This is a genomic window from Streptomyces sp. SirexAA-E (assembly GCF_000177195.2).
GTDB lineage: Bacteria > Actinomycetota > Actinomycetes > Streptomycetales > Streptomycetaceae > Streptomyces > Streptomyces flavovirens.
Window position 1 is genome coordinate 1,167,409 of record NC_015953.1, and the last position, 26,370, is coordinate 1,193,778.

At 72.8% G+C, this 26,370-nt stretch carries 24 protein-coding genes; 10 read left to right on the plus strand and 14 right to left on the minus strand.

Translation table 11 applies throughout. The annotated features are described in order from the left end of the window. Positions 1-3 precede the first annotated feature (3 nt). Genes SACTE_RS05050 through SACTE_RS05060 form a run of 3 tightly spaced genes read right to left on the minus strand, consistent with a single transcriptional unit; the run spans position 4 to position 3,592 of the window. On the minus strand, positions 4-822 hold the full coding sequence (locus SACTE_RS05050; RefSeq protein WP_014044947.1) for a 3-oxoacyl-ACP reductase: 819 nt from the start codon (positions 820-822) through the stop codon (positions 4-6). Between the two features lie 6 nt (positions 823-828). Continuing rightward, the gene (locus SACTE_RS05055; protein ID WP_014044948.1) at positions 829-2,223 is read right to left on the minus strand and encodes an aldehyde dehydrogenase family protein; all 1,395 of its coding nucleotides are present in this window, start codon (positions 2,221-2,223) and stop codon (positions 829-831) included. Positions 2,224-2,230: 7 nt separating this feature from the next. Continuing rightward, positions 2,231-3,592: a glutamine synthetase family protein gene (locus SACTE_RS05060; RefSeq protein WP_014044949.1), complete on the minus strand. Its 1,362-nt coding sequence runs from the start codon at positions 3,590-3,592 to the stop codon at positions 2,231-2,233. 77 nt (positions 3,593-3,669) lie between these two features. Here SACTE_RS05060 and SACTE_RS05065 point away from each other — a divergent pair, with 77 nt between their 5' ends. Both SACTE_RS05065 and SACTE_RS05070 read left to right on the plus strand, forming a co-directional pair. After that, on the plus strand, positions 3,670-4,407 hold the full coding sequence (locus tag SACTE_RS05065; RefSeq protein ID WP_014044950.1) for an FCD domain-containing protein: 738 nt from the start codon (positions 3,670-3,672) through the stop codon (positions 4,405-4,407). Between the two features lie 115 nt (positions 4,408-4,522). Beyond that, the gene (locus SACTE_RS05070; RefSeq protein ID WP_014044951.1) at positions 4,523-5,266 is read left to right on the plus strand and encodes a gamma-glutamyl-gamma-aminobutyrate hydrolase family protein; all 744 of its coding nucleotides are present in this window, start codon (positions 4,523-4,525) and stop codon (positions 5,264-5,266) included. 21 nt (positions 5,267-5,287) lie between these two features. On the opposite strand, the gene SACTE_RS05075 is transcribed toward SACTE_RS05070, so the two are convergent. Then, complete coding sequence (locus SACTE_RS05075; protein ID WP_226995218.1) at positions 5,288-6,175, minus strand: LysR family transcriptional regulator; 888 nt, start codon at positions 6,173-6,175, stop codon at positions 5,288-5,290. Between the two features lie 169 nt (positions 6,176-6,344). Here SACTE_RS05075 and SACTE_RS05080 point away from each other — a divergent pair, with 169 nt between their 5' ends. Then, positions 6,345-7,499 carry a TDT family transporter gene (locus tag SACTE_RS05080; RefSeq protein WP_014044953.1) on the plus strand — a complete coding sequence of 385 codons (1,155 nt, stop codon included), beginning with the start codon at positions 6,345-6,347 and terminating at the stop codon, positions 7,497-7,499. On the opposite strand, the gene SACTE_RS05085 is transcribed toward SACTE_RS05080, so the two are convergent. The 4 genes from SACTE_RS05085 to SACTE_RS05100 form a co-directional block, all read right to left on the minus strand. Further along, positions 7,435-8,160 (minus strand): helical backbone metal receptor, encoded by a 726-nt coding sequence (locus SACTE_RS05085; protein ID WP_014044954.1) that lies wholly within the window; start codon positions 8,158-8,160, stop codon positions 7,435-7,437. The two genes, SACTE_RS05080 and SACTE_RS05085, sit on opposite strands and share 65 nt — an antisense overlap. After that, on the minus strand, positions 8,157-8,702 hold the full coding sequence (locus tag SACTE_RS05090) for a helix-turn-helix domain-containing protein (RefSeq protein ID WP_014044955.1): 546 nt from the start codon (positions 8,700-8,702) through the stop codon (positions 8,157-8,159). The genes SACTE_RS05085 and SACTE_RS05090 overlap by 4 nt, the downstream gene beginning before the upstream one ends. A gap of 212 nt (positions 8,703-8,914) precedes the next feature. After that, positions 8,915-11,554: an ABC transporter permease/substrate binding protein gene (locus SACTE_RS05095; RefSeq protein ID WP_014044956.1), complete on the minus strand. Its 2,640-nt coding sequence runs from the start codon at positions 11,552-11,554 to the stop codon at positions 8,915-8,917. After that, positions 11,547-12,647, minus strand: coding sequence for a glycine betaine/L-proline ABC transporter ATP-binding protein (locus SACTE_RS05100; protein ID WP_078492593.1), 1,101 nt, complete (start codon positions 12,645-12,647; stop codon positions 11,547-11,549). The genes SACTE_RS05095 and SACTE_RS05100 overlap by 8 nt, the downstream gene beginning before the upstream one ends. 267 nt (positions 12,648-12,914) lie before the next feature. On the opposite strand from SACTE_RS05100, the gene SACTE_RS05105 reads away from it, so the two are divergent. The 5 genes from SACTE_RS05105 (at position 12,915) to SACTE_RS05125 (ending at position 18,490) form a co-directional block, all read left to right on the plus strand. Then, the gene (locus SACTE_RS05105) at positions 12,915-13,823 is read left to right on the plus strand and encodes a 5'-3' exonuclease (RefSeq protein WP_037759489.1); all 909 of its coding nucleotides are present in this window, start codon (positions 12,915-12,917) and stop codon (positions 13,821-13,823) included. 103 nt (positions 13,824-13,926) lie between these two features. Beyond that, entirely contained in the window at positions 13,927-14,769 is an 843-nt protein-coding gene (locus SACTE_RS05110; protein WP_014044959.1) for a siderophore-interacting protein, read from the plus strand. A gap of 529 nt (positions 14,770-15,298) precedes the next feature. Beyond that, positions 15,299-16,351 carry an iron-siderophore ABC transporter substrate-binding protein gene (locus SACTE_RS05115; RefSeq protein WP_014044960.1) on the plus strand — a complete coding sequence of 351 codons (1,053 nt, stop codon included), beginning with the start codon at positions 15,299-15,301 and terminating at the stop codon, positions 16,349-16,351. 55 nt (positions 16,352-16,406) lie between these two features. Then, positions 16,407-17,402 (plus strand): iron ABC transporter permease, encoded by a 996-nt coding sequence (locus SACTE_RS05120; RefSeq protein ID WP_258403228.1) that lies wholly within the window; start codon positions 16,407-16,409, stop codon positions 17,400-17,402. Beyond that, the gene (locus SACTE_RS05125) at positions 17,399-18,490 is read left to right on the plus strand and encodes an iron chelate uptake ABC transporter family permease subunit (RefSeq protein ID WP_014044962.1); all 1,092 of its coding nucleotides are present in this window, start codon (positions 17,399-17,401) and stop codon (positions 18,488-18,490) included. The genes SACTE_RS05120 and SACTE_RS05125 overlap by 4 nt, the downstream gene beginning before the upstream one ends. A 7-nt stretch (positions 18,491-18,497) precedes the next feature. Here the strand turns inward: SACTE_RS05125 and SACTE_RS05130 are convergent, their stop codons facing one another. Continuing rightward, complete coding sequence (locus SACTE_RS05130) at positions 18,498-19,202, minus strand: DUF2470 domain-containing protein (protein ID WP_014044963.1); 705 nt, start codon at positions 19,200-19,202, stop codon at positions 18,498-18,500. Positions 19,203-19,406: 204 nt separating this feature from the next. On the opposite strand from SACTE_RS05130, the gene SACTE_RS05135 reads away from it, so the two are divergent. Together SACTE_RS05135 and SACTE_RS05140 are read left to right on the plus strand one after the other, a co-directional pair. Beyond that, positions 19,407-19,991: a sigma-70 family RNA polymerase sigma factor gene (locus tag SACTE_RS05135; RefSeq protein ID WP_014044964.1), complete on the plus strand. Its 585-nt coding sequence runs from the start codon at positions 19,407-19,409 to the stop codon at positions 19,989-19,991. Continuing rightward, positions 19,988-20,743, plus strand: coding sequence for an anti-sigma factor (locus SACTE_RS05140; RefSeq protein ID WP_014044965.1), 756 nt, complete (start codon positions 19,988-19,990; stop codon positions 20,741-20,743). Before SACTE_RS05135 ends, SACTE_RS05140 begins: the two co-directional genes overlap by 4 nt. A gap of 73 nt (positions 20,744-20,816) precedes the next feature. On the opposite strand, the gene SACTE_RS05145 is transcribed toward SACTE_RS05140, so the two are convergent. The 5 genes from SACTE_RS05145 to SACTE_RS05165 are packed head-to-tail and all read right to left on the minus strand — an operon-like array spanning position 20,817 to position 26,302. Further along, positions 20,817-21,623, minus strand: a complete 807-nt coding sequence (locus SACTE_RS05145; RefSeq protein WP_014044966.1) for a DUF1295 domain-containing protein — start codon at positions 21,621-21,623, stop codon at positions 20,817-20,819. Further along, complete coding sequence (locus SACTE_RS05150; RefSeq protein WP_014044967.1) at positions 21,620-22,993, minus strand: cyclopropane-fatty-acyl-phospholipid synthase family protein; 1,374 nt, start codon at positions 22,991-22,993, stop codon at positions 21,620-21,622. Before SACTE_RS05150 ends, SACTE_RS05145 begins: the two co-directional genes overlap by 4 nt. After that, on the minus strand, positions 22,990-24,312 hold the full coding sequence (locus tag SACTE_RS05155) for a cyclopropane-fatty-acyl-phospholipid synthase family protein (RefSeq protein WP_014044968.1): 1,323 nt from the start codon (positions 24,310-24,312) through the stop codon (positions 22,990-22,992). Before SACTE_RS05155 ends, SACTE_RS05150 begins: the two co-directional genes overlap by 4 nt. After that, a complete protein-coding gene (locus SACTE_RS05160) occupies positions 24,309-25,037 on the minus strand; it encodes a DUF1365 domain-containing protein (protein ID WP_014044969.1) in 729 nt (242 codons plus the stop codon). The genes SACTE_RS05155 and SACTE_RS05160 overlap by 4 nt, the downstream gene beginning before the upstream one ends. After that, positions 25,031-26,302, minus strand: coding sequence for an FAD-dependent oxidoreductase (locus tag SACTE_RS05165; protein ID WP_014044970.1), 1,272 nt, complete (start codon positions 26,300-26,302; stop codon positions 25,031-25,033). Before SACTE_RS05165 ends, SACTE_RS05160 begins: the two co-directional genes overlap by 7 nt. Positions 26,303-26,370 lie beyond the last annotated feature (68 nt).

A 26,370-nucleotide genomic window follows, 5' to 3' on the forward strand; every position in this document is an offset into this window, starting at 1 on the left:
ACCCTACAGCGGGGTCACGTACGCACCCGAGATCCCGCCGTCCACGAGGAAGTCCGTGGCGTTGACGAACGAGGAGTCGTCGCTGGCCAGGAAGGCGACCGCGGCGGCGATCTCGGTCGCCTCGGCGAACCGGCCGAGGGGGATGTGCACCAGCCGGCGCGCGGCGCGCTCCGGGTCCTTGGCGAACAGCTCGCGGAGCAGCGGGGTGTCGACCGGCCCCGGGCACAGGGCGTTGACCCGGATGCCCTCGCGTGCGAACTGCACGCCCAGTTCGCGGGAGAGCGCCAGCACCCCGCCCTTGGACGCGGTGTACGAGATCTGGGAGGTGGCCGCGCCCATCCTGGCCACGAACGAGGCCGTGTTGATGATCGAGCCGCGGCCCTGGCGCCGCATGTGGGGCAGAGCGGCCTTGCAGCAGAGGTAGACGGAGGTGAGGTTGACCTCCTGGACGCGCTTCCACGCCTCCAGGCCGGTGGTGAGGATGGAGTCGTCCTCGGGCGGCGAGATGCCCGCGTTGTTGAAGGCCACGTCGACGCTGCCGTAGGTGTCCTGCGCGGCCTGGAAGAGGGCCTCGACCTGTACGGGGTCGGTGACGTCGACGCGTACGAAGGTGCCGCCGGCCTCCGCCGCGGCGGCCGTGCCCGCCTCCTCGTCGATGTCGCCGCAGACGACGTGGGCGCCCTCGGAGGCCAGCCTTCGGACGGTGGCCAGGCCGATGCCGCTGCCCGCGCCGGTGACGACGGCGGTACGGCCGACCAGGCGGCGGCAGACCGCCCCGGGGGACTCGGCGGCGTGCTGATCGGACGTCAGGTCGGTGCTCATGCGCGTTCAGGCCTCCGTGCCGATGAAGACGTTCTTGGTTTCGGTGAAGGCCGCGAGGGCGTCGGGCCCGAGTTCGCGGCCGAGTCCGGACTGCTTGCAGCCGCCGAACGGGGTCCAGTAGCGGACGGCGGAGTGGGAGTTGACGGAGAGGTTCCCCGCCCGGACGGCGCCCGAGACGCGCAGCGCGCGGCCGACGTCACGGGTCCAGACCGATCCGGCCAGTCCGTAGTCGGTGGCGTTCGCCAGCCGGACCGCGTCGGCCTCGTCCTCGAAGGGCAGCACGACGGCGACCGGTCCGAAGACCTCCTCGGTGGCCACGGGCGCGTCGGCGCTCACGCCGGTGAGGACGGTCGGCGGGAACCAGAAGCCGGGTCCGGCGGGTGCGCCGCCCCGGAGGGCGTCCGCGCCGTCGGGGACGTATCCGCGGACCCGCTCCAGCTGGGCCCGGGAGATCAGCGGGCCCATCTGGGTCCGCTCGTCCGCCGGGTCGCCGACGACGACCGCCTCCACGGCGGGGGCGAGGAGCTCCATGAACCGGTCGTACACCGTCCGCTGGACGAGGACGCGGGAACGGGCGCAGCAGTCCTGGCCGGCGTTGTCCAGGAAGGACATGGGGGCGGCGGCCGCGGCGGCCTCGATGTCGGCGTCGGCGAAGACGATGTTGGGGCTCTTGCCGCCGAGTTCGAGGGTCAGCCGCTTCACCCGGTCCGCGCACCGGGCCATGATCCGCTTGCCGACGCGGGTCGAGCCGGTGAAGACGATCTTGGCGACGCCGGGGTGCTCGACGAGGGCGTTCCCGGCGACGTCGCCGGCTCCGGGCAGCACCTGGAAGAGGTGCTCGGGCAACCCCGCCTCCAGGGCGATCCGGGCCAGCCGCAGCGCGGTGAGCGGGGTGGTCTCGGCCGGTTTGAGGAGGACGGCGTTGCCGGCGGCGAGGGCCGGGGCGGTTCCCCAGGCGGCGATCGGCAGGGGGAAGTTCCACGGGGCGATCACCCCGACGACGCCGAGCGGTTCGAGGAGGGTGAGGTCGACGCCGCCGGGGACCGGGATCTGCCGCCCGGTCAGACGCTCCACTCCCCCGGCCGCGTAGTCGAGCAGGTCCCGGACGTTGGCCGCCTCCCAACGGGCGTTGCCCAGGGTGTGGCCGGCCTCGGTGACCTCCAGGCGGGCGAGCGGCTCGATGTCCTCGTCGACCAGGACGGCGAAGCGGCGCAGCAGCCTGGCCCGGTCGGCGGGGGCGAGCGCGGCCCAGGTGCGCTGGGCCGCGGCGGCCCTGGCGACGGCGGTGTCGACCTCGGCGGCGGTGGTGGCGGGGACGGTGGCGACCAGTTCCTCGGTGGCGGGGTCGAGTACGTGGTGCTCGGTGACGGCGGGGCGCACCGGGGGTGTGGGAGGGGTCACGGGTGCCTCACAGGCGTTCGAAGGAGCGGCGGAGTTCCCAGTCGGTCACCGCGGAGTCGAAGGCCTCCAGTTCGACCCGCGCCATGGTGCGGTAGTGCGCGACGACCTCCTCTCCGAAGGCCTCCCGGGCCAGGGCGCTGCCCTCCCAGAGTTCGGCGGCCTCGCGGAGGGTGGCGGGGACCCGGTCGTATCCGGCGGTGTAGGCGTTGCCCTCGCACGGCTCGGGGAGCTCAAGTCCGTGCTCGATGCCGTGGAGTCCGGCCGCGACGAGTCCGGCGACCGCGAGGTAGGGGTTGACGTCGCCGCCGGGGAGCCGGTTCTCGAAGCGCAGGGACGGGCCGTGTCCGACGACGCGCAGGGCGCAGGTGCGGTTGTCGTGCCCCCAGGCCACGGCGGTGGGGGCGAAGGATCCGGGCTGGAACCGCTTGTAGCTGTTGATGTTGGGCGCGTACAGCAGGGAGAACTCGCGCAGGGCGGCCAGCTGCCCGGCCAGGAAGTGCCGCATGAGGGGCGACATCGTGCCGTCCTCACCCGTCATGGCCGCGTGCCCGTCGGTGTCCCGGAGCGAGAGGTGGATGTGGCAGGAGTTGCCCTCGCGCTCGTTGAACTTGGCCATGAAGGTGAGCGCCGTGCCCTCCTGGGCGGCGATCTCCTTGGCGCCGGTCTTGTAGACGGCGTGCTGGTCGCAGGTGACGAGAGCCTCGTCGTAGCGGAAGACGATCTCGTGCTGGCCCGGATTGCACTCGCCCTTGGCGGACTCGACGGTGAGGCCCGCCGCCGCCATCTCGTTGCGGATCCGGCGCAGCAGGGGCTCGACGCGGCCGGTGCCGAGGACGGAGTAGTCGATGTTGTACTGGTTGGCGGGGGTGAGGCCGCGGTAGTTCCGGTCCCAGGCCTGCTCGTAGGTGTCCTTGAAGACGATGAACTCGAGTTCGGTGCCCACGTGGGCGGTCAGGCCGTGCCCGGCCAGCCGCTCCAGCTGCCGTCGCAGGATCTGCCGGGGGGCGGCGGCGACCGGTGAGCCGTCCTCCCAGGCGAGGTCGGCCATGACCAGGGCGGTGCCCTGGTGCCAGGGGATCAGGCGCAGGGTGGCCATGTCGGCGTGCATGGCGAAGTCGCCGTAGCCGTTGGACCAGGAGGACATCGCGTACCCGTCCACGGTGTTCATGTCCGTGTCGACGGCGAGGAGGTAGTTGCAGCCCTCGGTGCCGTGTTCCAGCACCTCGTCGAGGAAGAAGGACGCCGCGAAGCGTTTGCCCTGGAGCCGGCCCTGCATGTCGGTGAAGGCGAGGACGACGGTGTCGACGTCACCGCCCGCGACCAGCGCGCGCAGCTCCTCGGTGCGGAGCGGGGGGGTGCGGTCTGCCACGGGGGTGCTCCTCGGTCGGCCGGGCTGTGGGCTTAAGGTATGGGAGAAAACCTTTGGGGGGAAGGGGATATCGCGACATGACGGAAGAGACAGGTCCGTCCGGGTCCTTCACGCGGCTGCTGCCCGTGCTGCGGCCGGTGCGCGGCGGCAACGGGTTCGAGGAGGCGCTGGAACAGGTCCTCCAGGTGATCCGGCTCGGCCTGGTGCCCGGCGGCGAGCGGCTGCCGCCGGAGCGCGAGCTGGCCGAGCACCTCGGCATCAGCCGCGTCACGCTGCGCGAGGTGCTCAAGGTGCTCCAGGACCAGGGTCTGGTGGAGGCGAGACGCGGTCGGTACGGCGGTACGTTCGTCCTCCCCCGCAGCCGCCCGGCCGACGGCGACGAGCTGCGCCGCCGCGTCGAGGAGGTCGACCTGACGGACGTGCTGCGCTTCCGTGAGGTCCTGGAGGCGGGGGCGGCCGGGCTGTGCGCCGCGCACGGCCTCGACGAGGAGGGCGCGGACCGGCTGCGTACGGCTCTGGGGGCGACACACGAAGCACCTCTGCCCGACTACCGCAGGCGTGACACCTTCTTCCACCTGACGCTGGCCGAGCTCTCCGGTTCGCCCACCCTGAGCGCCCAGTACGCCGCCGTACGGGCGACGGTCAACGACCTGCTGGACTGCATCCCGCTGCTGGTGCGGAACCTGGAGCACTCGCAGCACCAGCACACGCTGCTCGTGGACGCGGTGCTGGCCGGCGACGAGGCGACGGCGCGCGCGGTGGCGCGCGAACACTGCGCGGGGACGGCGGCCCTCCTGCGGGGCTTCCTGGCTTGAACCCGCCCTTCCGGATCACGTCTCTTGCGCGCCGGTCCCGCACGCACAAAGGTATGGCCCATCACCATTGCACTGGGCCGGTGGGCAGACCGCCGCCCGCCGGAGGGACCGCACCATGCACGAACCGCTCATCGGCATCACCACCTATCTGGAGCCGGCGGCCCGCTGGGGGGTGTGGGAGCTGCCCGCGGCGGTCCTGCCCTCCGCGTATCCGCAGCTGGTCCAGCGCTCCGGCGGCCTGGCGGCCCTGCTCCCGCCGGACGAGGCGGAACGGGCCGCGACGGTCGTGGCCCGGCTGGACGGCCTGGTGATCGCGGGCGGCGCCGACATCGATCCTGAACTGTACGGAGCGGAGCGCGACTTCCGGACGGGACCGCCGGCGCACGAGCGCGACACCTGGGAAGTCGCCCTGCTGCGGGCCGCGATGGCGGCCGGTGTCCCGGTGCTGGGCATCTGCCGGGGGATGCAGCTGCTGAACGTGGCCCTCGGCGGCACCCTGACCCAGCACCTGGACGGCCACACCGGCCCGTTCGGCAAGGCGGGGGTCCTCGGCGAGCACCCCGTGGTGCCGGTCCCGGGGACGCGGTACGCCTCGCTCGTGCCCGAGGAGACGTCCGTGCCCACCTATCACCACCAGGCGGTGGAGCGGCTCGCCCCGGGCCTCGTGGTGTCGGCCCACGCGGCGGACGGCACGGTGGAGGCGGTCGAACTGCCCGGCGGGACACCGTGGGTGATGGGCGTGCAGTGGCACCCGGAGATGGGCGACGACCTCCGGGTGATGCGGGCGCTGGTGGACGCGGCACGTACGGCGGCCGCCACCCGCGCGACGGCAGAACCCTCGGTCACCGCACCGGCCTGAGAGCGTGGCGGGGCGGCCCCGTCAGCCGTGGCCCGGGCCGGACGACGGGTGCGCCGTCAGGGAGAGCAGGTCGCGGGCCGGGCCGGCCGGGCGGTGTCCGGCGGGCCAGACCGCGCGCAGCTGCCGCCGCAGCCGCACCCCCGCGACCGGGATCTCGACCAGGCGCCGGGCCGACAGCTCCTCGTCCAGCGCGAGTTCGCTGAGCACGCAGGGACCGGCACCGCTCTCGGCCGCGCCCTTGACCGCCGTGGTCGAGGAGAGTTCGAGCAGGGGCAGCGCCAGGCCGCCGTGCACGGCGAGCGCCGCGTCCAGCACCTGCCGGGTGCCCGACCCGTGCTCCCGCAGGATCAGCGGGGTCGCCGCCAGCTCCCGGGGCGTCAGCTGGGTACGCCGGCGGGCCCACGGGTGGGACGGGGCGACCACGACGACGAGCCGGTCGTGCGCGATGACGGTGCCGTCGAGCCCCTCCGGCACGGACAGCCCCTCCACGAAGCCCAGATCCGCCTCGCCCGCGAGCAGCCGCAGGGCGACCGCCGCCGAGTTCCCGGCGAGCAGCGAGACGGCCGTGTCCGGACGGTCGGCGCGCAGGGCGATCAGCCAGCCCGGCATCAGGTACTCCGCGATCGTCATGCTGGCCGCCACCCGCAGCCGGGAGTCGCGGCGGTCGCGGAGCGCCTGCGCCCCCGCGTCGAACGCCTCGGCGGCCTCCACCACCCGCCGGGCCCAGTCCGTGACCAGGGCGCCGGCGTCGGTGAGCCGGGAACCGCGCGGCGAACGGTCCAGCAGGGCGACCCCGAGCTGCCGTTCCATCGAGCGGATACGGCTGGAGGCGGCGGGCTGGGTGATCCCGACGTCCCGCGCCGCGCGCCCCAGGCTGCCGTGCCGGGCGACGGACAGCAGCAGCACCATCGCGCCGAGGTCCGGCACCCGGTGCGGCAGCGAGCGCGGGGGCCGGGCACCGCCGGAGTCGGAGGGGGCGGGATCGGCGGGCCGGAGCGGACTGGACATAAAGACAGCTTATGACCTCATAGGTCCGCGCTCCCTGGTGGGGCTCGCACCGCCCCCGGAGAATCGTGGCATGGCCATCTACTCGCGGGTCCAGGCACCGGCGCCCGCTCCCCCGCCCCTCCCGTACCGGTTCCCCGCCCTGCGGCACCTCGGCCCCAACTGGTACGCCACGGTCATGGGCACCGCCGTCGTCGCGACCGCCGGTGCGGCCCTGCCCGTGCGGGTGCCGGGGCTGCGCGGCGCCTGCGTCGCGGTGTGGGCCCTGGCCTCGGTCCTGCTCGTCGTCGTCCTCGCGGCGCGCGCCGGGCACTGGGCCCTGCACCGGGACCAGGCGCGCGCCCATCTGCGGGACGCCGCCGTCGCCCCGTTCTACGGCTGCCTGTCGATGGCCCTCCTCGCGGTCGGCGCGAGCACGCTGGCGGTCGGCCGGGACGCCATCGGCCGTCCGGCCGCCGTCGCGGTGGACTCGGTGCTGTTCGTACTGGGGACGGCGGCCGGGCTCGGTGCCGCCGTGGTGATCCCGTACCTCATGGTCGTACGCCACCGCCCGGCGCCGGGCACGGCCTCGCCCGTCTGGCTGCTCCCGCTGGTGGCGCCGATGGTCTCGGCCGCCGTCGGCCCGGCGCTGGTGCCGGAGCTGCCGCCCGGCCAGTGGCGCACGGCGCTGCTGCTGGCCTGCTACGCGATGTTCGGCCTGTCGTCCCTGGCGACGCTGACGCTGCTCCCGCTGGTCCTCGGGCGCCTGCTGCACCACGGCCCGCTGCCGCTCGCGCTGACCCCCACGCTGTTCCTGGTGCTCGGTCCGCTCGGGCAGTCCACCACCGCCGTCGGGCAGCTCGCCGACGTGGCCCCGGACGCCGTGGGGCCCGTGTACGCCTCCGCGTTCGGCGCGTTCGCGGTGCTGTACGGGGTGCCGGTCATGGGCTTCGCGCTGCTGTGGCTGGCGCTGTCCGCCGCGATGGTGGCGCGTGCCCTGCGGCGCGGCATGACGTTCACGATGACGTGGTGGGGGTTCACCTTCCCCGTCGGCACGTGTGTGACGGGCGCGGCGGGCCTGGCACGGCACACCGGGCTGACCGCGTTCACCTGGCTGGCCGTCGCGCTCTACGCCCTGCTGGTCACGGCCTGGGCGGTGGCGGGCGCCCGGACGGCCCGCGGGCTCATCGGCGGAGCGCTGTTCGCAGCGCCCCCGCCGCTTCGGCCAGCGACGGCCCGTACCACGTGAGGTGGCGCCCGTCGACGAGGACGGCGGGCAGCGCGGGGAAGGCCTCGGGCCCGTCGGAGGCCGTGAAGCGGTACGGCTCGTCGGGCAGCACCACCAGGTCGGCCCCGGACGCGTTCAGCTCCTCGACCGGCACCCGCGGATAGCGCTCGGGGTGCTCCGCGTACACGTTCCGCACCCCCAGGCGGGCGAGCAGGTCACCCGCGAAGGTGTCGCGGCCCAGCACCATCCAGGGCCTGCGCCAGATCGGTACGACCGCCGAGCACGGCGCAGGGGCGGCCGGCGGCGCCGCCCAGGCGGCCTCCGCCTCGTCCAGCCAGCGCGGGCGGGCCAGGCCGCACCCGGTGACCAGGACCCGCTCCAGCTCGTCGAAGGCCTGCGGCAGGGTACGGACCTCGGTGACCAGGACCTCCGGCCCGGCCGCGCGGAGGGCGTCCAGGTCGGACGGCCGGTTCTCCTCCTCGTTGGCGACGACCAGATCGGGGCGCAGCGCCGTGATCGCGGCGATGTCGGGGTTCTTCGTGCCGCCGATCCGCTCCGCGGTCAGTCCCGCCGGGTGGGTGCACCAGTCGGTGACCCCGACCAGCAGCCCCGGCGCGGTGACGGCGACCGCCTCGGTGAGGGAGGGGACCAGCGAGACGACCCGCCGGGGACGGCCGCTCACCGGCGGGAGTCGTAGGTCGCGTCGATGTGCTCGGCGACCGAGACGACCAGGAGCCGGGTGTCCGGCTCGGTCGCCCGCCACCGGTGCCGCACCCCGCCGGAGAGGAAGAGGGTGTCGCCGCGTCCCAGCCGGTGGGCCCGGCCCTCGGCCTCGATCTCCAGGGCGCCCTCCACCACGTACATCACCTCGTCGTTGCGGTGCTGGAACTCGCGCCCGAGGTCCTGCTCACCCACGAACTCCAGGGCGCTGAGCTGGTGGCGGCCGTGCACCAGCCGGTGCACGCCGTCGTCCTCGTGGGCCCGTACGACCTCCACGGAGCGTGCCGAGTCCGCCGCGGCGCGCAACCGTTCGGTGGTCGTCTCCAGCGCCTGGGCCACCCGGTCCAGCGAGCCGGGGCTCGGTCTGGCCCGTTCGTTCTCGATCTGGCTGAGGAACGGTACGGACAGGCCGCTGCGCCCGGCCACCGCGGCCAGGGTGAGCCCGAGGGCCCTGCGCCGTCGGCGGACCGCGGCACCCACTCGAAGGGCTTCCTTGTCGTCCATGTCCGGCTCCCTCCCCGGATCGCCATCCTCCCGGTTGCCAGCACCCTACGCATGTCCTTCGCGGGATGACGCGGAAGTGGTCGGACGAAGACCTCCCGGGGCTTCCCGGGTGCCGTCCCGTCCTGCCCGCGGGAGAGCTCCTGCGGACAAGCCTGAGGGGGACGGCTCCGGTGCGCTACCGGGGCCGTCCCCCTCGGGGTGACTGCCGTTGATCAGCCGGTGACCGGCGTCAGCTGCTCCACGACGTCGGGGTGGGCGTCCATCCAGTGCCGGGCGGACTCCTTCTCCTTGCCCGCACCGCCCTTCTGGAGCTCGACCTCCAGGGAGGCCAGCTGGTCCTCGCTCAGCTTGAAGTCCTTCAGCCAGCCCGTCAGCTCCGGGAAGTCCTTGGCGAAGTCCTTCTTGGCGACCGTGTGGATCTGCTCACCCTCGCCCCAGGCACCCTTGGGGTCCTCGAGCTTCTTCAGGTCGTGCGCGCCGTAGGCCCAGTGCGGCGACCACAGGGTCACCACGACCGGCTCCTTCTTCTTGATCGACCGGTTCAGTTCGGCCAGCATCGAGGAGGTGCTGGAGGAGACGACCTCGTACTCGCCCTCCAGGCCGTACGCCTTGAGCACCTGCTTGTTGAGGGTGCCCATCATCCCGGCGCTCGACTCGATGCCGATGATCTTGCCGTTGAACTTCTTGCCCTGGCCCTTGAGGTCCTCGAGCGAGTCGATGCCCTTCACGTACGAGGGAACCGTCAGCTCCAGCGAGGTCGGCCCGTACCAGGAGCCGAGATCGGTGAGGTTGTCCTTGTACCGGTTCCAGTAGTCCTTGTGCGTGGTGGGCAGCCAGGAGTCGAACTGGACGTCCAGCTGTCCCTGGGCGAGACCGGTGTAGAGCGGGCCCGGGTCGAGCTGCTTGACCGTGGTCTTGTACCCCCGGTCCTCCAGCATGTTCTGCCAGAGGTAGGTGGAGGCGATGGCCTCGTCCCACGGGAAGTACCCCATGTTGACGGTCTTGCCCGCGTCCTTGCCCTGCGCGGGCCGACCGCCGTCGCTGCCGGCGGGCAGCGGGGCCGCCTTGTCGACGACGTCCGGGTTCTCCTTGAGCCAGGCGCGTACGCCGTCCTGCTCCTTGCCCTGTCCGGCCTCCTGGATCTTGTTCTCCAGGCCGGTGAGCTGCTTCTCGGTGAGCTCGAAGTTCTTCAGCCAGTCGGCGACGACGGGTGACTTCTCGGCGAAGCCCTTGTGGGCGACGGTGTGGACCTCTTCGCCCTTGCCCCAGGCACCCTTGGGGTCCTTGAGCTTCTTCAGGTCGTGCGCGCCGTAGGCCCAGTGCGGCGACCACAGGGTCACCACGACGGGCTCCTTCTTCTTGATGGAGGCGTTGAGCTCGGCCAGCATCGAGGAGGTGCTGGAGGAGACGACCTCGTACTCGCCCTCCAGGCCGTACTCCTTGAGCACCTGCTTGTTGAGGGTGCCCATCATCCCGGCACTGGCCTCGATGCCGATGATCTTGCCGTTGAACTTCTTGCCCTGGCCCTTGAGGTCCTCGAGCGAGTCGATGCCCTTCACGTACGAGGGAACCGTCAGCTCCAGCGAGGTCGGCCCGTACCAGGAGCCGTAGTCCTCCAGCTGGTCGCTGTACTTGTCCCAGTAGTCCTTGTGCGTGGTCGGCAGCCAGGCGTCCGTCTGGAAGTCGATGTCGCCGCGGGCGACGCCGGAGTAGAGGGGGCCCGCGTCGAGCTGGGTGACGCCCGTGTCGAAGCCGCGCTGCTCCAGGATCTCCTTCCAGAGGAAGGTCGAGGCGATGCCCTCGTCCCACGGGATGTAGCCCATGTTGATCTTCTGGCCCTTGCCGACGTCGCCGGCGGCGGCCTGCGAGCCCTTGGAGTCGTCGGAGGAGCCCGCGATGTTCAGCCCGCCCGCGACGAGCGCGAGCACGACGACGCCGACCATGGCGACGGCGGTGCCGGGCTTGTAGTGCGCGAACTTCATGCGCCGCGCACCGGCGGCGGCCTTGGCCGCGGCACGCCGGCCGAGCGGGGAGACCCGCTCGTTGAGCGCGCCCGTCATCCGGTCGAGGTACATGGCGAGGATGACCACGGCGATCCCGCTCTCGGCGGCGAGGCCGACCTGGAGCTGGGTGATGGCCGCGTAGACCTTCTCGCCGAGACCGCCGGCACCGGCCATACCGCCGATGACGACCATCGACAGGGCCAGCATGATGACCTGGTTGATCCCGGCCATGATCGTCGGCAGGGCGAGCGGCAGCTGGACCCGGGTCAGGGTGTGCTTCGGCGTGGTGCCGAAGGCCTCGGCCGCCTCGACCAGCTCACCGTCGACCTGGCGGATGCCCAGCTCGGTCATACGGACGCCGGGCGGCATCGCGAAGACGATCGTGGCGATCACACCGGGGGTGACGCCGACGCCGAAGAACATGACGCCGGGGATCAGGTAGACGAAGGCCGGCATCGTCTGCATGACGTCGAGAACCGGCCGCAGCGTGGCGCTGACCTTGCTGTTGCGAGCGGCCCAGATACCCATGGGCACCGCGATCACGATGGTGATGACAGCGGCCACGATCACCAGCGACAGCGTGGCCATCGCCTCGTCCCACAGGGCGAGGGAGTCGATGAGCGCGAAGCCCGCGAAGGTGAGGACGGCCGGGATGATCCCGCGCAGCCAGAACGCGAGAACGGCGAATATCGCGGCCATCAGCAGCGGCTCACCGCCGCCCAGGACGGCGTTGACGCCGTCGTACATACCGCCGAGGACGGTCTTGATGGCGTCGAAGATCCAGGTGAGGTTCGACTGGAGCCAGTCGACCGCGTCCTCGACCCACTCGCCGAAGGAGAACCTAGGCATCGGCGTTCACCTTCTTGACCTCGCCCGCGGCAGCAGGGACGGCGGGCACCTCGTCGATCTGCGGTTCCTCGCCGAGGGCGGCAAGCAGCCGGGTGCGCGGGACCATGCCGATGAGGCCGCCGTCGGCGTCCGTCACGGCGACCGCGAGCCCGCTGGTCGAGCAGGGGGTGAACAGTTCGGCGACCGGCGTCTCGGCGGTCACGGTCGCGGGGGCCTCGGCCACCAGGTCCTCGTGGGAGCGGCCCTTCTCGGGCGCCTCCATGATCGAACCGGCGGTGAGCACCCGGGAGCGGTCCACGTCCTGGATGAAGGAGGCCACGTAGTCGTTGGCCGGCCGCACCAGGATGTCCTCGGCGGTGCCCTGCTGCACGATCCGGCCGTCCCGCATGACGGCGATGCGGTCGCCCAGGCGCATGGCCTCGTTGAGGTCGTGGGTGATGAAGACGATGGTCTTCTTCAGCCGTTTCTGGAGCTCCAGGAGCTGGTCCTGCATGTCGCGCCGGATCAGCGGGTCGAGCGCGCTGAAGGACTCGTCCATCAGCAGCAGGTCGGCGTCGGTGGCGAGCGCGCGGGCCAGGCCCACACGCTGCTGCATACCGCCGGACAGCTCGTCGGGCCAGGACTTCTCCCAGCCGGCGAGGCCGGTCAGCTCCAGGGCCTGGGCGGCGCGCTCCTCGCGCACGACGCGCGACACGCCCTGGACCTCCAGGCCGTAGGCGGCGTTCTCCAGCACGCTCCGGTGCGGGAAGAGCGCGAAGTGCTGGAAGACCATGCTGATCTTCTTGGAGCGGACGTCCCGCAGATCTCGCGGACTCAGCGCCGTCAGGTCCTCCCCGTCGAAGAGCACACGGCCGGCGGTCGGCTCCAGGAGCCCGTTGAGCATGCGCAGCAGGGTCGACTTCCCCGAACCGGAGAGCCCCATGACGACGAAGATATGTCCCGGCTCCACGGTGAACGATGCGTCGATCACCGCTGCGGTCGTTCCGTCGGCGCGCAACTCCTCACGGTTCGCACCGTTCTCGAGCTTCTGCACGGCTTGATCGGGTCGTCTGCCGAACACCTTGTACAAGTGCTCGGCTTGCAGCCTTGACACATACACCTCACGCGCGTTGAACCGAAAAACGGTCTGCCACCCCCTACGGCAGACCGTGGAGCGGGCGGATTCGGTCCGCAGAGCACGCGCATTGGTTGAAAAATGGACGTGGTCCGCTCCGATGGCGCGCCTGCCCCCACTTACACGAGGCAAACACATGTGTGACCCAGCTCACTCCGGAAGCCTGTGTATGCGGGAACCGCACGCTCGCCGCCCGGGATCCTGTCGGTGCCGTGCGGCATGATCGGGAGCGTGACGCGACGCCTGATGCTCCTCGACACCGCCTCCCTCTACTTCCGCGCCTATTTCGGCGTCCCGGACTCGGTGCGCGCACCGGACGGCACCCCCGTGAACGCCGCGCGCGGGCTGCTCGACTTCATCGCACGCCTGGTGCAGGACCACCGGCCCGACGAGCTGGTCGCCTGCATGGACGCCGACTGGCGTCCGCAGTGGCGGGTCGACCTGATCCCCACGTACAAGGCGCACCGGGTGGCGACCGAGACCGCCGCCGGCCTGCCCGACGAGGAGGAGGTCCCCGACACGCTCTCCCCGCAGGTCCCGGTCATCGAGGACGTCCTGGACGCCCTGGGGATCGCCCGGGTGGGCGTGGCGGGCTACGAGGCGGACGACGTGATCGGCACGCTGGCCGGACGGGCCACGGGCCCGGTCGACATCGTCACGGGCGACCGCGACCTCTACCAGCTGGTCGACGACGCCCGCGGGATCCGGGTCCTCTACCCGGTGAAGGGGGTGGGGACGCTCCAGATGACGGACGAGGCGTGGCTGCGCGAGAAGTACGGCGTGGACGGCGCGGGGTACGTCGACCTGGCGCTGCTGCGCGGCGATCCCAGCGACGGCCTGCCGGGAGTCCCCGGGATCGGCGAGAAGACGGCGGCGAAGCTGCTGGACGCGTTCGGCGACCTGGCCGGGATCATGGCCGCGGTGGACGATCCGGCGGCCCGGCTGACACCGTCGCAGCGCAGGCGGCTGGACGAGGCGCGGGCGTACGTGGCGGTCGCGCCGAAGGTCGTACGGGTGGCCGACGACGTGCCGCTGCCCGATTTCGACCCCGCGCTCCCCCGGGAGCCGCGCGACCCGGCGGCGCTCGAAGCGCTCGCGGCGCGGTGGGGCCTGGGCGGGTCGCTCCAGCGCCTGCTCGTCACCCTTCAGGCGTGAAGTGCTAACTTAGGTAGACCTAAGTACATCTGCGTACCCGGTTCCGCACACGTGTGAGCCCCGTACACCGGGATCCGTACATTTCCAGAGCAGGGAGAACCTCGTGGCAGAGCGGCCGGCCCGCCGGGCACCGAAGGCACAGGGCGCGCAGGTCGTGCGCACCGAGCAGATCACCCCGCACATGGTGCGCGTGGTCCTCGGCGGCGACGGTCTGGCGGACTTCGCCCTCGCCGGATTCACCGATCACTACATCAAGCTGTGTTTCGCCCCCGAGGGCGCGGACTACTCCCACCCCTTCGACATGGCCCGGATCCGCGAGGAGTACCCCCGCGAGCAGTGGCCGACCACCCGTACGTACACGGTGCGCTCCTGGGACCCCGACGCACGGGAGATGGCCGTCGACTTCGTGGTGCACGGCGACGAGGGACTCGCCGGCCCCTGGGCGGCCCGTGCCCGGCCCGGTGACCAGGTGACCTTCCTGGGCCCCGGCGGGGGTTACGTGCCGGAGGCCTCGGCCGACTGGCATCTTCTGGTCGGTGACGAGAGCGCCCTTCCGGCGATCGCCGCCTCCCTGGAGCAGATGCCGGCGGGCGCGCCGGTGCACGCCTTCGTCGAGGTGCCGGACGCCTCGGAGGAGCAGAAGCTCCTCACGCCGGACGGGGTCGAGGTCACCTGGCTGCACCGCGGCGGGCGTCCCGTCGGTGAGCTGCTCACCGAGGCGGTGAAGGCGCTGGAGTTCCCCGAGGGCGAGGTGCAGGCCTTCGTCCACGGCGAGGCGGGCTTCGTGAAGGAGATCCGGCGCCATCTGCGCCTGGAGCGGCAGATCCCGGTCCAGCAGCTGTCGATCTCGGGTTACTGGCGGCTCGGCCAGAACGACGACGCCTGGCGCGCGGTGAAGCGCGAGTGGAACGAGCAGGTGGAGCGCGAGCAGGAGAGCGCCGCGTAGCACCGGCCACCGCCGAAGCGCCCCGGAGCCCGGCCGCCGTCCCCGACAGGACGCCGGCCGGGCTTCGTGTGTGCGGGCGCCGTGCGGTGTGACCGGCGCGGCGTAAGGGGCGTCACTTCGAGGCCCGAAGGGCACGGATCCGTCTCGATCCGCGGGCGTGGCCGCCGCCCCGTCGCGCCCGGCCAGGCGGCCCGGCGGGGCCGCCCCACGTCTCCTGCGGCACCGGCGTCGGGGCCGCCTCACCTCAACTCCCCTTCAAGCGCGACGCCTTCACGCCCCGGGGGGTGCTGTGGACCACGAGCGGTCCCGACCACCGGCCGACGGCCGGCCGCCCGCTACCGGCGCCCGTCGCCGCGGCGGCCCCCGCGGCCCGCCCGGATCGCCTCCCCCTCCGCATCCACCCCGGTTCTCATCAATTAGGGTTACCTAACAAGCGCCTCGGTACAGGCGTCCGCCCGAGGTCCGTCCGCGTCCACCGGGCGGCCGTGCGGACAGGCGCTTCACCCCTGCTCGCAGACAAGGAACCGTCATGCCCTCTCTGTTCACCCCTCTTCGCCGCCGCGTTCTCGCCGCGGGCGCGGCCGCGGTCTCGCTCGGCCTGCTGGTGGGCGGCTGCGGTTCGGACGACGCGGACGAGGACGCCGCGGACACCGGGGCGAAGGCCGAGGCAGGGGCGTTCCCCGTCACGATCAGGAGCGCCCTGGGCGACGCCGTGATCGAGAAGGCGCCGAAGCGCGTGGTCACCCTGGGCCAGGGCTCGGCGGAGACGGCCATCGCACTGGGCAACGTCCCGGTCGGCATCGAGAGTTACGCCTGGGGCAGCGACAAGTCCGGCTACCTGCCGTGGATCCACGACGCCGTGACGAAGTCCGGCGGGACCCTGCCCGAGCAGTTCGACGGCGGCGAGGAGCTCGACATCGAGGCGATCACCGAGCTGGAGCCGGACGTCATCCTCGCCCCCTGGTCGGGCATCACGCAGAAGCAGTACGACATCCTCAAGGACATCGCGCCGACCGTCGCCTATCCCGACAAGGCGTGGAGCACCAACTGGGACCAGCAGATCGAGATCGTCGCGAAGGCGCTCGGTCAGCCGGACAAGGCGAAGGAGCTGACGTCGAAGATCGACAAGCAGCTCTCCGACGCCGCGGCGACCCGCCCCGACTACAAGAACGTCACGTTCTCGTACATCTACACCTCCGGCCCCGGCTCCCTCGGTGTGTTCAAGCCCGAGGAGCAGCGCGTCGAGGTGCTGAGCAAGCTCGGTCTGAAGGTCGACCCGGTCGTGGACACCTTCAAGGAGACCGAGGGCACCGACTCCGCCCTGATCGGCCTGGAGAACGCCAACAAGCTCTCCGGCAGCGACGTCGTGTTCACCTTCTACAGCGACGAGAAGAGCCGCGAGGAGATCGAGGCGCAGCCGCTGTACGCGGCGATCCCCGCGGTGAAGAAGGGTGCGCTGGTCCACAGCTCCGACCAGCCGTTCGTCACCGCCTCGTCGATGATCAACCCGCTGACCGTGCCGTACAGCATCGAGCGCTACCTGCCGATGATCGACAAGGCCGTCGCCAAGGCCGGAAAGTAGTCACGGAGCTTTGGGCGTGACCGTGTCCACGTCGGCCCGGCCGGGCCCCGCCGCCCTGCGGCGGGGCCCGGCCGCGCTCTCCCTCGCCGCCCTGGTGTGCCTGGTCCTGCTGGCCCTCGCGCTCTTCGCGAGCGTGATGTTCGGCAGCAAACAGACACCGGCGGCCGATGTCCTGCGGGTGGTCACCGGGGGCGGGGACGAGTACCTCCGTACGGTCGTCGAGAGCCGCTACCCGCGCACCGTCCTCGGGGTGCTCGCGGGCCTCTGCCTCGCGGTCGCCGGCACGCTCATGCAGGGCATCACGCGCAATCCGCTGGCCGAGCCCGGCATCCTCGGCATCAACGCGGGGGCGTCGGCGGGCGTCGTCTCCGCCACCGCGTTCCTCGGCGTCTCCGGCCAGCGGGACACCGTGTGGTGGGCGCTGGCCGGCGCGCTGGTGACGGGCGTCGCGGTGTACGCCATCGGCACGGCCGGGGGCGGCAGCAGCCCGGTCCGGCTGGTGCTGGCCGGCGCGGTGCTCTCCGCGGTCCTCGGCGCGTACATCCAGGGGGTGGCTCTCTCCCGGCCGCGGGTCTTCGACACCTACCGGTACTGGGTGGTGGGGGCGCTCGGCGGGCGCGGTTTCGACGCCGCCTGGTCGGTGCTGCCGTTCGCCGTCGCCGGTCTCCTGCTGGCCCTGGTGCTGGCGCCGGGCCTCAACGCCATGGCGATGGGTGACGACAAGGCGGCCTCACTGGGCGTCAGCCCGGTCCGGATCAAGGGGGCGGGGCTGCTCGCCGCCACTCTGCTCAGCGCGGCGGCCACCGCCGCGGTGGGGCCGATCGCCTTCGTGGGCCTGGCCGTTCCGCACCTGGTCCGGATGGTGGTGGGGGCCGACTTCCGGCTCCAGATCGCCTTCTCCACCCTGGTCGGGCCCTCGCTGCTGCTGCTCGCCGACGTCGTCGGGCGGGTGCTGCTGCGACCGGAGGAGCTCATGGTCGGTGTCGTCACCGCCTTCGTCGGAGCGCCCGCCCTGCTCCTCGCCGTCCGCCGTATGAGGGGACCCGCATGAACACGGCCCGTCCGGCCGGGACCGCAGAGGCGGCCCGGAGCCACCCGGCCCCCCGACAGCGCCGCGGCGTGGTGCGGATCGGCCCCTGGGTGTCGGTGCCCGTGCGCCGGTCGACCCTGGTCGCCGGCGCCGTCGCGCTGGTCCTGCTGTGCGCCTGTGCGGTGGCGACGCTGACGCTGGGCCGGCTCGGCATCGGTCTCGCCGAACTGCCCTCCGCCCTCATGGGGGAGGCCACGGGCAAGGACGCCTTCGTGCTGAACCGGCTGCGCGGCCCCCGGCTCGTGGTGGCCGTGGCGACCGGTGCGGCCTTCGGGCTGTCCGGGGCTCTGTTCCAGTCCGTCACCCGCAATCCGCTGGGCAGCCCGGACGTGATCGGCCTCGGCGCGGGCGCCGGTGCGGGGGCGGCGGCCACGGCCCTGTTCCTGCCCGACACCCTTCCGGTCTCGGTGGGCGCCCTGCTCGGCGCGGTGCTCGCCATGGCCCTGGTCTACGTCTCCACCGGCACCGGTTTCCGCAGTCCCGGACGGCTGGTCGTCGCGGGCATCGGCGTGGCCGCGATGGCGACCGCGCTGACCCAGTACGTCGTCTACGCCGTCGAACGGGACAAGGCGAGCGCGCTGACCGCGTACATCAACGGCAGTCTCGCGGCCCGGTCCTGGGACGACGCCGCCACCATCTGGACCGTCCTGCTCGTCTGCCTGCCGCTCGCCGCGCTCCTCGCGCGACCGCTGGGCATCGGGGAGATGGGCGACGACATCTCCACCGGGCTCGGCTCGCGGCCGGGGCGGATCACGACCGCCGCCGTCCTGCTGTCGATCGTGCTGTCGGCGGGTGCGGTGAGCGTCGCCGGCCCCATCGCGTTCGTCTCACTGACGGCGCCTCAGATCGCCAAGCGGGTCACGCGCGGCGGTGGACCGCATCTGATGATGTCCACGCTGCTCGGCGCGCTCCTGCTGGTAGTGGCGGACCTCGCCGCGCAGCAGCTCCCGTTCTTCGACAACCTGCCGGTCGGCCTGTACACGATGGCCGTCGGCGGCGCCTATCTCGGCTGGCTCCTGGTACGGGAGTGGCGCCGCCCGGCGGTGTGAGACGACGTCAGGCCAGCAGGCGGTTCGGGTGGGACGCCCGGCGGGCCGCGGTCAGCAGGCCGTGGATCCGTGAGCCCGCGTGGTCGATGTCGGTCACCGGGGTGGCGAACGGCAGCCGGACGTCCTCGTAGCCGTCGGGGTACTCCAGGCGCAGGGTGACGCCGTAGCGGTCCAGCGCGACGGGGACGGCCCGCAGCAGGCCCCGGCGGGGCTGCGGCCGGACGAGGCGCAGCAGCAGCGGGACCAGTTCGCCGTGGCCGTCCAGGAGGTGGGTCAGCATGCCGGCCTCGCACGTGGCCAGCGGGTCCAGGGTGGTGGCCTGGAGGTCGTCGAGGGAGACGAACGTGCGGCCCGTGCCGTCCTCCAGGACCGCCTGGCCGAACTCCATGCACGTGCTCTCGGTGGACTCCGCGTCGTACGGGGCCGCCAGCAGCCCCGTCAGCGTGACGCGGGCGCGCAGCCGGTCGCGGACCGGGGTGGGCGCGATGTCGGTGAGCTCCAGTCTGATCGGGATGCGCACGGCCGAGGCGGCGGGCGCGGTCTCGGACGGCTCGTGCAGGTGGAGGTGTCCCATCACGCCGGTGCCGTCGAGGTGGTGCACCTCGGTGGACACCCCGTCGGTCAGCACGGACATCGAGCGGGCGGCGGCCAGGATCGACCGCACCCGCTCGGCGGGGGTCGGCTCTACGGCGCGGCTGCTGAAGGGGCGCATCCGGGTTCTCCAATGGGCGGGCCGGGGGCGACCGGACATCGGTCACTTAGGTATGCCTAACCTAACTCACACCGCAGAGGTTCGGATAGGGCGGGGGGCCCGTACGCAAAGGCGTGCGAGGATTTCCGGCCACAGGCCAATCCGCTGGGCAGTCGACTCCGAATGACAGCAGGAAACCGTCACGTGCCCGGGAGGAACGTCCGCGTGAAAGAAGCCGTACACATCAGTGGGATTCCCTCGCCGGGGCCTGATCTGCAGGAGTTGCTGGTCCAGGTCGCCCGCGGCGACCAGGACGCCTTCACGCAGGTGTACGACCAGGTCAGCGGCCCGGTCCTCGGCCTGGTCCGGAGCGTGCTCCGCGACCCGGCCCAGTCCGAGGAGGTGGCTCAGGAGGTACTGGTCGAGGTCTGGCGCACCGCACCGCGCTTCCAGCCGTCCCGGGGCAGCGCGATGAACTGGGTGCTGACCCTGGCCCACCACCGGGCCGTGGACCGCGTCCGCTCCGCACAGGCCGCGGCCGTGCGGGAGCACAAGGCCGCCCTGCTCGACCGCACCCCCGATTTCGACGAGGTCTCCGAGCAGGTCGAGACCCGGCTCGAACGGGAACAGGTCCGGCGCTGTCTGCGCACGCTCTCCGAGATCCAGCGCGAGTCGGTGACCCTGGCCTACTACCGCGGACTGACCTACCGGGAGGTCGGCGAACTGCTGTCCGTCCCCCTGGGGACCATCAAGACCCGCCTGCGCGACGGACTCATCCGGCTGCGCGACTGCCTGGGGGTGAACGCATGAGCACGGCGGAACTGCACACGCTGACCGGCGCCTATGCCCTGCACGCGCTGCCGGAGGACGAACGCCTCTCGTTCGAGAGGCATCTGGGCGCCTGCGAGGCGTGCGCCCAGGAGGTACGCGAGCTGTCGGCCACCGCCGCCCGGCTCGGTCTGGCGGTGTCCGCGACGGCGCCGGGCGCGATGCGGGCACGGGTGCTGCGGGAGATCACGACCGTACGGCAGGAGCCGCCGTCGCACGGCCGGATCTCCCGCGCCGGGGCCGCCCGGGGCCGGGCCGGCCGCTGGACGACGTACGCGCTCGCCGCCTGCGTCGCCGCCGCCGCTGCCCTCGGCGGGGTCGCCGTGTGGCAGAACCAGCTCGCCCAGGACGCCCGCCAGGAGGCGCGGCAGGCCCGGGAGCACAACACGCAGCTGTCGCGGGTGCTGGCCGCTCCGGACGCCAGGACCGTCTCGGCGGCGCTGGAGGGCGGTGCGCGGGGCACCGTGGTGGTCTCGCAGAGCGAGAACCGCGCGGTGTTCGCGGCCTCCGGCCTCGCCCGTCCACCGGGCGGCAAGGTGTACCAGCTGTGGTTCGACGACGGCGGGACCATGCGCTCGGCCGGGCTGGTGGAGGCCTCGGACACCGACGAGGCCGTCCTCATGGACGGACCGGTGGACCGCGCCTCGGGCATGGGCATCACGGTGGAGCCGGCGGGCGGATCCGCCCGGCCGACCACCCAGCCCCTGGGCCTGATGGGATTCCCGGCCGCCTGAGAGCCTGTCGTGCGGTGACGCCCGTGCACGCGCCCCCGGCCCGCACGGGCCGGGGGCGCGTACGTGCGGGGCCTCAGCCGCGGCGGCCCGGCGGCAGCGGGAAGAACCCGCTGGTGCGGGCGCGGTACTCGGCGAAGCCCGGCCGCCCCTCCATGTGCCGCTCCAGCAGCGCCTTCCCGCTCCCCTTGGTCAGCAGCAGGCTCATCACGACGGGCGAGACGAGGGTCGCCGCGGCCACCACGGGCACCTGACAGACGATCAGGAAGAGCCCCCACCAGACGCAGAAGTCACCGAAGTAGTTCGGATGCCGGGTCCAGGCCCACAGCCCCCGGTCCATGATCCGGCCCTTGTTCGCCGGATCGCGCCGGAACCGGGCGAGCTGCGCGTCACCGACCGCCTCGAAGCCGAGCCCCACCGCCCAGAGCACGGTGCCCGCCCAGGCCCACCAGCCCATCGGGCCCGTCAGGTGGTACGCGGCCTGGACCGGCAGCGAGACCAGCCAGACCAGCCCGCCCTGGAGGAGGTAGACCTTGCGCAGGGCGTACAGGTCGGGGTCGCCCGGCGCCTTGGCGAGCATGTCCGCGTACCGCGGGTCCTCCCCGTGACCGCGCCCCCGGCGTCCGATGTGCACGGCCAGCCGGCCACCCCAGACGACGGTCAGCACGGTCACCAGGACCCGGCGCGCCCCGTCGCCGTCGCCCCACGACAGGGCGTACGAGACGAGGGCGACGGCCGCGAAGCCCAGCCCCCACGCCACGTCGACGACCCGGTGCACCCCCATCCGCAGCGCGATCAGGAACGTCACGAGCATGACGGCCGCCGCGGCGCCGGCCCCCGCCGCCAGGTTCCACCCGAATCCGTCCCAGTCGACGCCGTTCACCGCACGGGCCCCGGCTGCTCGGTGGGGAGGGCGCCCCGACCCGCGTGCCACCCGCGACCGGTGGCCGGCATCCCCGACGCGCCGTCGGCGCCGGGACGTACGCACAGGATCTGGTCGACGCCCATGCGCCCTTCCTCGAAGGCGAGCGCCCCGCCCACCAGGTAGAGCCGCCACACCCGCACGGTCTCCTCGCCCACCAGCGCCACGAACTCGGGCCTGCGCTCCTCCAGGGTGCGGTGCCAGGCCTCGACCGTCCGTACGTAGTGCTCCCGCATCGACTCGACGTGGCGGACCTCCAGACCTGCCCCTTCGAGCAGCCCGGCGGTCTCGCCGAGTGGGCGCATGTGCATGTCGGGCGCGATGTACGACTCGATGAACGCGCCCCCGCCGGGTGCCGTGTCGCCCCGGGACATCTGCTGGACCAGGGCGCGTCCCCGCGGCCGGAGCACCGAGTGGAGCAGGGCGGTGAAGGCCGGGTACTCGGCGTCGCCGACGTGCTCCCCCATCTCCACGGTGGACACGGCGTCGTAGCCGCCCCGGAAACCGGGCAGCCCGGTGACGTCGCGGTAGTCGCAGCGGTGCACCTCGACGAGGTGTCCCAGGCCGCGCGCCTCGACCTGGCCGCGCACATGGTCGGCCTGCTGCCGCGACAGTGTGACGGCGGTGACCTCGGCCCCGTGGCGGGCCGCCGCGTGGAGCGTCAGGGAGCCCCACCCACAGCCGATGTCGAGCAGCCGGGCACCCGGGCCCAGCCCGAGCTTGCGGCAGATCAGCTCCAGCTTGTCGCGCTGGGCGTCGGCCGGCCCGTACTCCGGGGCGGTGTCGGTCCAGTAGCCGCACGAGTACGCCATGGTCTCGTCGAGCAGCAGCGAGTAGAAGGCGTTGGAGAGGTCGTAGTGGTGGCTGATGGCGGCCCGGTCCCGGGCCTTGCTGTGCAGGGCGCCGGTGAGTCCGGCGCGGGCGGCGGGAACCGGCGGCCGGGGCCCGATCGCGCCGAGGCGGAGCGCGGTGCCGACGGCGCGGAGCCGGCCGGCGACACCGGGCCGCGGCGGGCGCAGGCCCTGGTCCCGGGACGCGCGGCGCATGGCGCGCAGCCCGTCCGCGAGGTTGTCGGCGATGTCGATGTCACCGGTGATGTAGGCCTCGGCCAGCCCGAGTTCGCCGGGCGCCCAGAGCAGCCGGCGCAGGGCTCGCCGGGACCGTACGTGGACGAGGGGAGCGTCGGCGGGGCCGGTCTCGCTGCCGTCCCACATCCGGATCCTGACCGGCGCGGGGCCGCCGAGGAACTGCTCGATGACGGGGGCGATCCGCTGTGCCGCGCCGGGTCCCGCCGCCGGCCGGTCGAGGGTCTTCTCGGGAAGGCTGCTCACACGTGGTCCTCAGGGGTCAGGAGAATCTGCTGGACGTCGAGGTAGCCGGACCGGAATCCGGCCTCCGAGTAGGCGAGGTAGAAGGTCCACATCCGGCGGAAGACCGCGTCGAAGCCGAGCGCGTCGACCTCCTCGGCCCGTTCGGTGAAGCGCTCACGCCACAGCCGCAGCGTCTCGGCGTAGTGCGTGCCGTAGCTGTCGCGGCGCCGCGTCCGCAGGCCGGTGTGGGCGGTGGTCACCTGGTCCAGCGCCTCGGTGGAGGGCAGTGTCCCGCCGGGGAAGATGTACTTGTGGATCCAGGTGTAGGTGGAGCGTGAGGCGCGCATCCGGTCGTCCGGCATGGTGATGGCCTGGAGCGCGACGCGCCCTCCCGGGGCGAGGCACCGTTCGAGCGTGCGGAAGTACTCCGGCCAGAACTCCTCCCCGACCGCCTCGATCATCTCCACGCTGACGACGGCGTCGTAACGGCCGGTGGCTTCCCGGTAGTCGAGGAGCCGGACGTCGACCCGGTCCTGGTGGCCGGCCTCGCGGATCCGCTCCCGGGCCAGCTCACGCTGTTCCCGGGAGAGGGTGAGGGTGGTGACGCGGGCTCCGCGGGCGGCCGCGCGGACGGCGAGTTCGCCCCAGCCGGTGCCGATCTCCAGCAGTTCGGTGCCGGGGCCGACGCCGGCGAGGTCCAGCAGCCGGTCGATCTTGCGGTGCTGGGCGGCGGGCAGGAGGTCGTGCTCGGCCGGGAAGCCGCGGAAGACGGCGGCCGAGTAGGACAGGGTCTCGTCGAGGAAGAGGGCGAAGAGGTCGTTCGACAGGTCGTAGTGGTGGCTGATGTTGGCGCGGGCGCCCCCGGGGGTGTTGGTCTGCTCCGCCGGTTTGCGCGGGGCCCACAGGCGGCGCAGCCGCTGGAGCGGCGCGGGGACGAGGTCGGCCGCGTGCCCGGCGAGGACGGTCAGGACGCCGACGAGGTCGGGGGCGTCCCACTCGCCCGCCATGTACGACTCGCCGAAGCCGACCAGCCCGTCGGCCCCGATCCGCCGGAAGAAGGCGTCGGGCCGTCGGATCTCCATGAGCGGCCCGCCCTGGCCGATGCCGTCGTGCCCGGCGATCCGGACGCGCAGGGGCAGCCCGCCCAGGGCGTGCCGGACGAGGCGTTCGGCCACGGCGGTCCGGGCCCATGAGGCAGCCGGCTGGGCGGCGACGCCGGGCCAGCGCTCCGGGTCGACGCGCGCGCTCGGGGCGGCCTGGGCACGGGAGGGGGCGGGCCGTGACCGGCCCGCCTGGTCCGGGATGCCGGGGCGGGGGTGGGACGTGGTGGGCACCTTCACTGCATGCCTTCCTGGGTGCGATGGCGGGGACGGGGCTGGACGGGCAGCCGGCGCAGGTAGAGCCGGACGCCGTGCAGCCGGATTGCCGCGGAGACGGCCGCGGTGGACAGGGGGTGGCGCAGGGCGAGACGCAGCAGCTGGGCGGACGTGCCGGGGCGCCGGGTGCCGCGTACGGTCGCGGTGAACGGGCGGCCGCCGTCCCGTTCCAGATGGATCGTCAGGTCGAGCCGGGGGCCGGGTTCGGGCAGCCGCATCCGGTAGGCGCCGTCCACCGGGAAGAACGGCGAGACGTAGAAGTCCTTGCCGGTCACCGCCCGGCCCGCCGCGTCGGTGCGCAGCAGGTAGCAGTGGCGTTCCCCGTAGGTGTTGTGGACCTCGGCGACCACGCAGAGCGGGGTGCCGTCGGGGCGGTGGCACCAGTAGACGGTCAGCGGGTTGAAGACGTGGCCGAGGACCCGGGCCTGGGTGAGCATGGTGACGGTGCCGTCGCCGAGTTCCACACCCCGGGACCGCAGGAACCGGGTCAGTCCGGCGCGCACCGTGGGGGCCGTCCCGCCGAAGTGGTCGCGGGCCTCGAACCGGGCCAGCGGGCGAAGGGCGCGCGGCAGCCGGGGCGGCCGGTCCGGGTCGATGAGCCAGAGGTAGGTGCGGTGCCGCAGGGCGTACCGGCGGGGTGCGGTGCGTATGTGGGTGATGGAGCAGGGGTACAGGGCGCTGTTCACCACCTCACCCCCAGCGCCGCGGCGGCCCGCGCACCGGAGCGGCAGCCGTCCTCGTGGAACCCCCAGCCGTGGTACGCCCCGGCGTAGGCGGTGACCGGGCCCGACAGGCCGGGCAGACGGTCCTGGGCGGCGACCGACTCCGGGGTGAAGACGGGGTGTTCGTAGACCATGCGGGCCCGCACGAGGGCGGGATCCACCCGGTCGGCGCCGTTCAGCGTGACGACGAACCGCTCGGGCGCGTCCAGGCGCTGGAGCCGGTTCATGTCGTAGCTGACGGTGACCCGGTCGGCGTCTGCCGCGCAGGACGGCATCAGGTAGTTCCAGGAGGCCGCGGCCCCCCGGCTGCGCGGCAGCAGGGCGGTGTCGGTGTGCAGCAGCGTGGGGTTGCGGGAGTACCGGAAGGCGCCGAGGATGCCGCGTTCCTCGTCGGTGGGGTCGGCGAGCATCCGCAGCGCTTGGTCGGGGTGGGTGGCGAGGACGACCGAGTCGTACTCCTCGGTGCCACCGTCCTCGGTGACGATCTCCGCGCCGTCGCCGTGCCGGCGTACGGCTCTGACGGGCGTCCCGGTGCGCACGGAGTGCACCTGCTTGGCGACCCGTTCGACATAGGCGTGCGAGCCGCCGGTGACGGTGCGCCAGGTCGGCGAGCCGCCGATCGAGAGCATCCCGTGGTGGTCCAGGAACCGGAAGAGGTAACGGGCGGGGTAGCGCATGGCGGTCACCGGGTCGCACGACCAGACGGCGGAGACCATCGGTTTCAGGAAGTGGGCGGTGAAGTACGGGGAGAACCGGCCGCGCGCCGCGAACTGCCCCAGCGTCAGCGGGGATCCGCCCTCGGGGCGGCCGAGCAGGGCACGGGCCGCCCGGTGGAAGCGCGGCACCTCGGTCAGCATCCGCAGGTACGGTCCGCGCAGCGCGGACCGGGGGCGGGCGAACAGTCCGGCGGCGCCCCGGGCACCGGCGTACTCCAGGCCGCACCCCTCGCACCGCACGGACATGCTCATCTCGGACTCCTGTGTCGCGACGCCGAGTTCGCCGAAGAGCCGGAGCAGATACGGGTAGGTGCGCCGGTTGTGCACGATGAACCCCGAGTCGACGCGGTGCGTGCCGCCGTCGGAGGAGGTCAGCTCGTGGGTGTGCGCGTGGCCGCCGAGGCGGGTGTCGGCCTCGTACAGCGTCACGTCGTGGTCCCGCCCCAGGACGTGTGCGGCGGTCAGTCCCGCCACTCCGGCCCCCACCACCGCCGTGCGCCGCCGCTGACTCGTCATTCGGGTCCCTCCCGGTGTTCCACGTCCGACCGGGGTCTGTTCCCAGAGGCCCCTCGCGGGTCATTCGT

Excerpts from the sequence above, each read along its gene's own strand:
- SACTE_RS05075 (WP_226995218.1), bottom strand. The coding sequence starts at position 6,175 with ATGGTGCTGCTGCTGTCCGTCGCCCGGCACGGCAGCCTGGGGCGCGCG.
- SACTE_RS05090 (WP_014044955.1), bottom strand. The coding sequence starts at position 8,702 with ATGGACGACAAGGAAGCCCTTCGAGTGGGTGCCGCGGTCCGCCGACGG.
- SACTE_RS05140 (WP_014044965.1), top strand. The coding sequence starts at position 19,988 with ATGAGCACGGCGGAACTGCACACGCTGACCGGCGCCTATGCCCTGCAC.
- SACTE_RS05130 (WP_014044963.1), bottom strand. The coding sequence starts at position 19,202 with ATGCGCCCCTTCAGCAGCCGCGCCGTAGAGCCGACCCCCGCCGAGCGG.
- SACTE_RS05125 (WP_014044962.1), top strand. The coding sequence starts at position 17,399 with ATGAACACGGCCCGTCCGGCCGGGACCGCAGAGGCGGCCCGGAGCCAC.
- SACTE_RS05105 (WP_037759489.1), top strand. The coding sequence starts at position 12,915 with ATGCTCCTCGACACCGCCTCCCTCTACTTCCGCGCCTATTTCGGCGTC.
- SACTE_RS05080 (WP_014044953.1), top strand. The coding sequence starts at position 6,345 with ATGGCCATCTACTCGCGGGTCCAGGCACCGGCGCCCGCTCCCCCGCCC.
- SACTE_RS05095 (WP_014044956.1), bottom strand. The coding sequence starts at position 11,554 with ATGCCTAGGTTCTCCTTCGGCGAGTGGGTCGAGGACGCGGTCGACTGG.
- SACTE_RS05165 (WP_014044970.1), bottom strand. The coding sequence starts at position 26,302 with ATGACGAGTCAGCGGCGGCGCACGGCGGTGGTGGGGGCCGGAGTGGCG.
- SACTE_RS05115 (WP_014044960.1), top strand. The coding sequence starts at position 15,299 with ATGCCCTCTCTGTTCACCCCTCTTCGCCGCCGCGTTCTCGCCGCGGGC.
- SACTE_RS05050 (WP_014044947.1), bottom strand. The coding sequence starts at position 822 with ATGAGCACCGACCTGACGTCCGATCAGCACGCCGCCGAGTCCCCCGGG.
- SACTE_RS05065 (WP_014044950.1), top strand. The coding sequence starts at position 3,670 with ATGACGGAAGAGACAGGTCCGTCCGGGTCCTTCACGCGGCTGCTGCCC.
- SACTE_RS05070 (WP_014044951.1), top strand. The coding sequence starts at position 4,523 with ATGCACGAACCGCTCATCGGCATCACCACCTATCTGGAGCCGGCGGCC.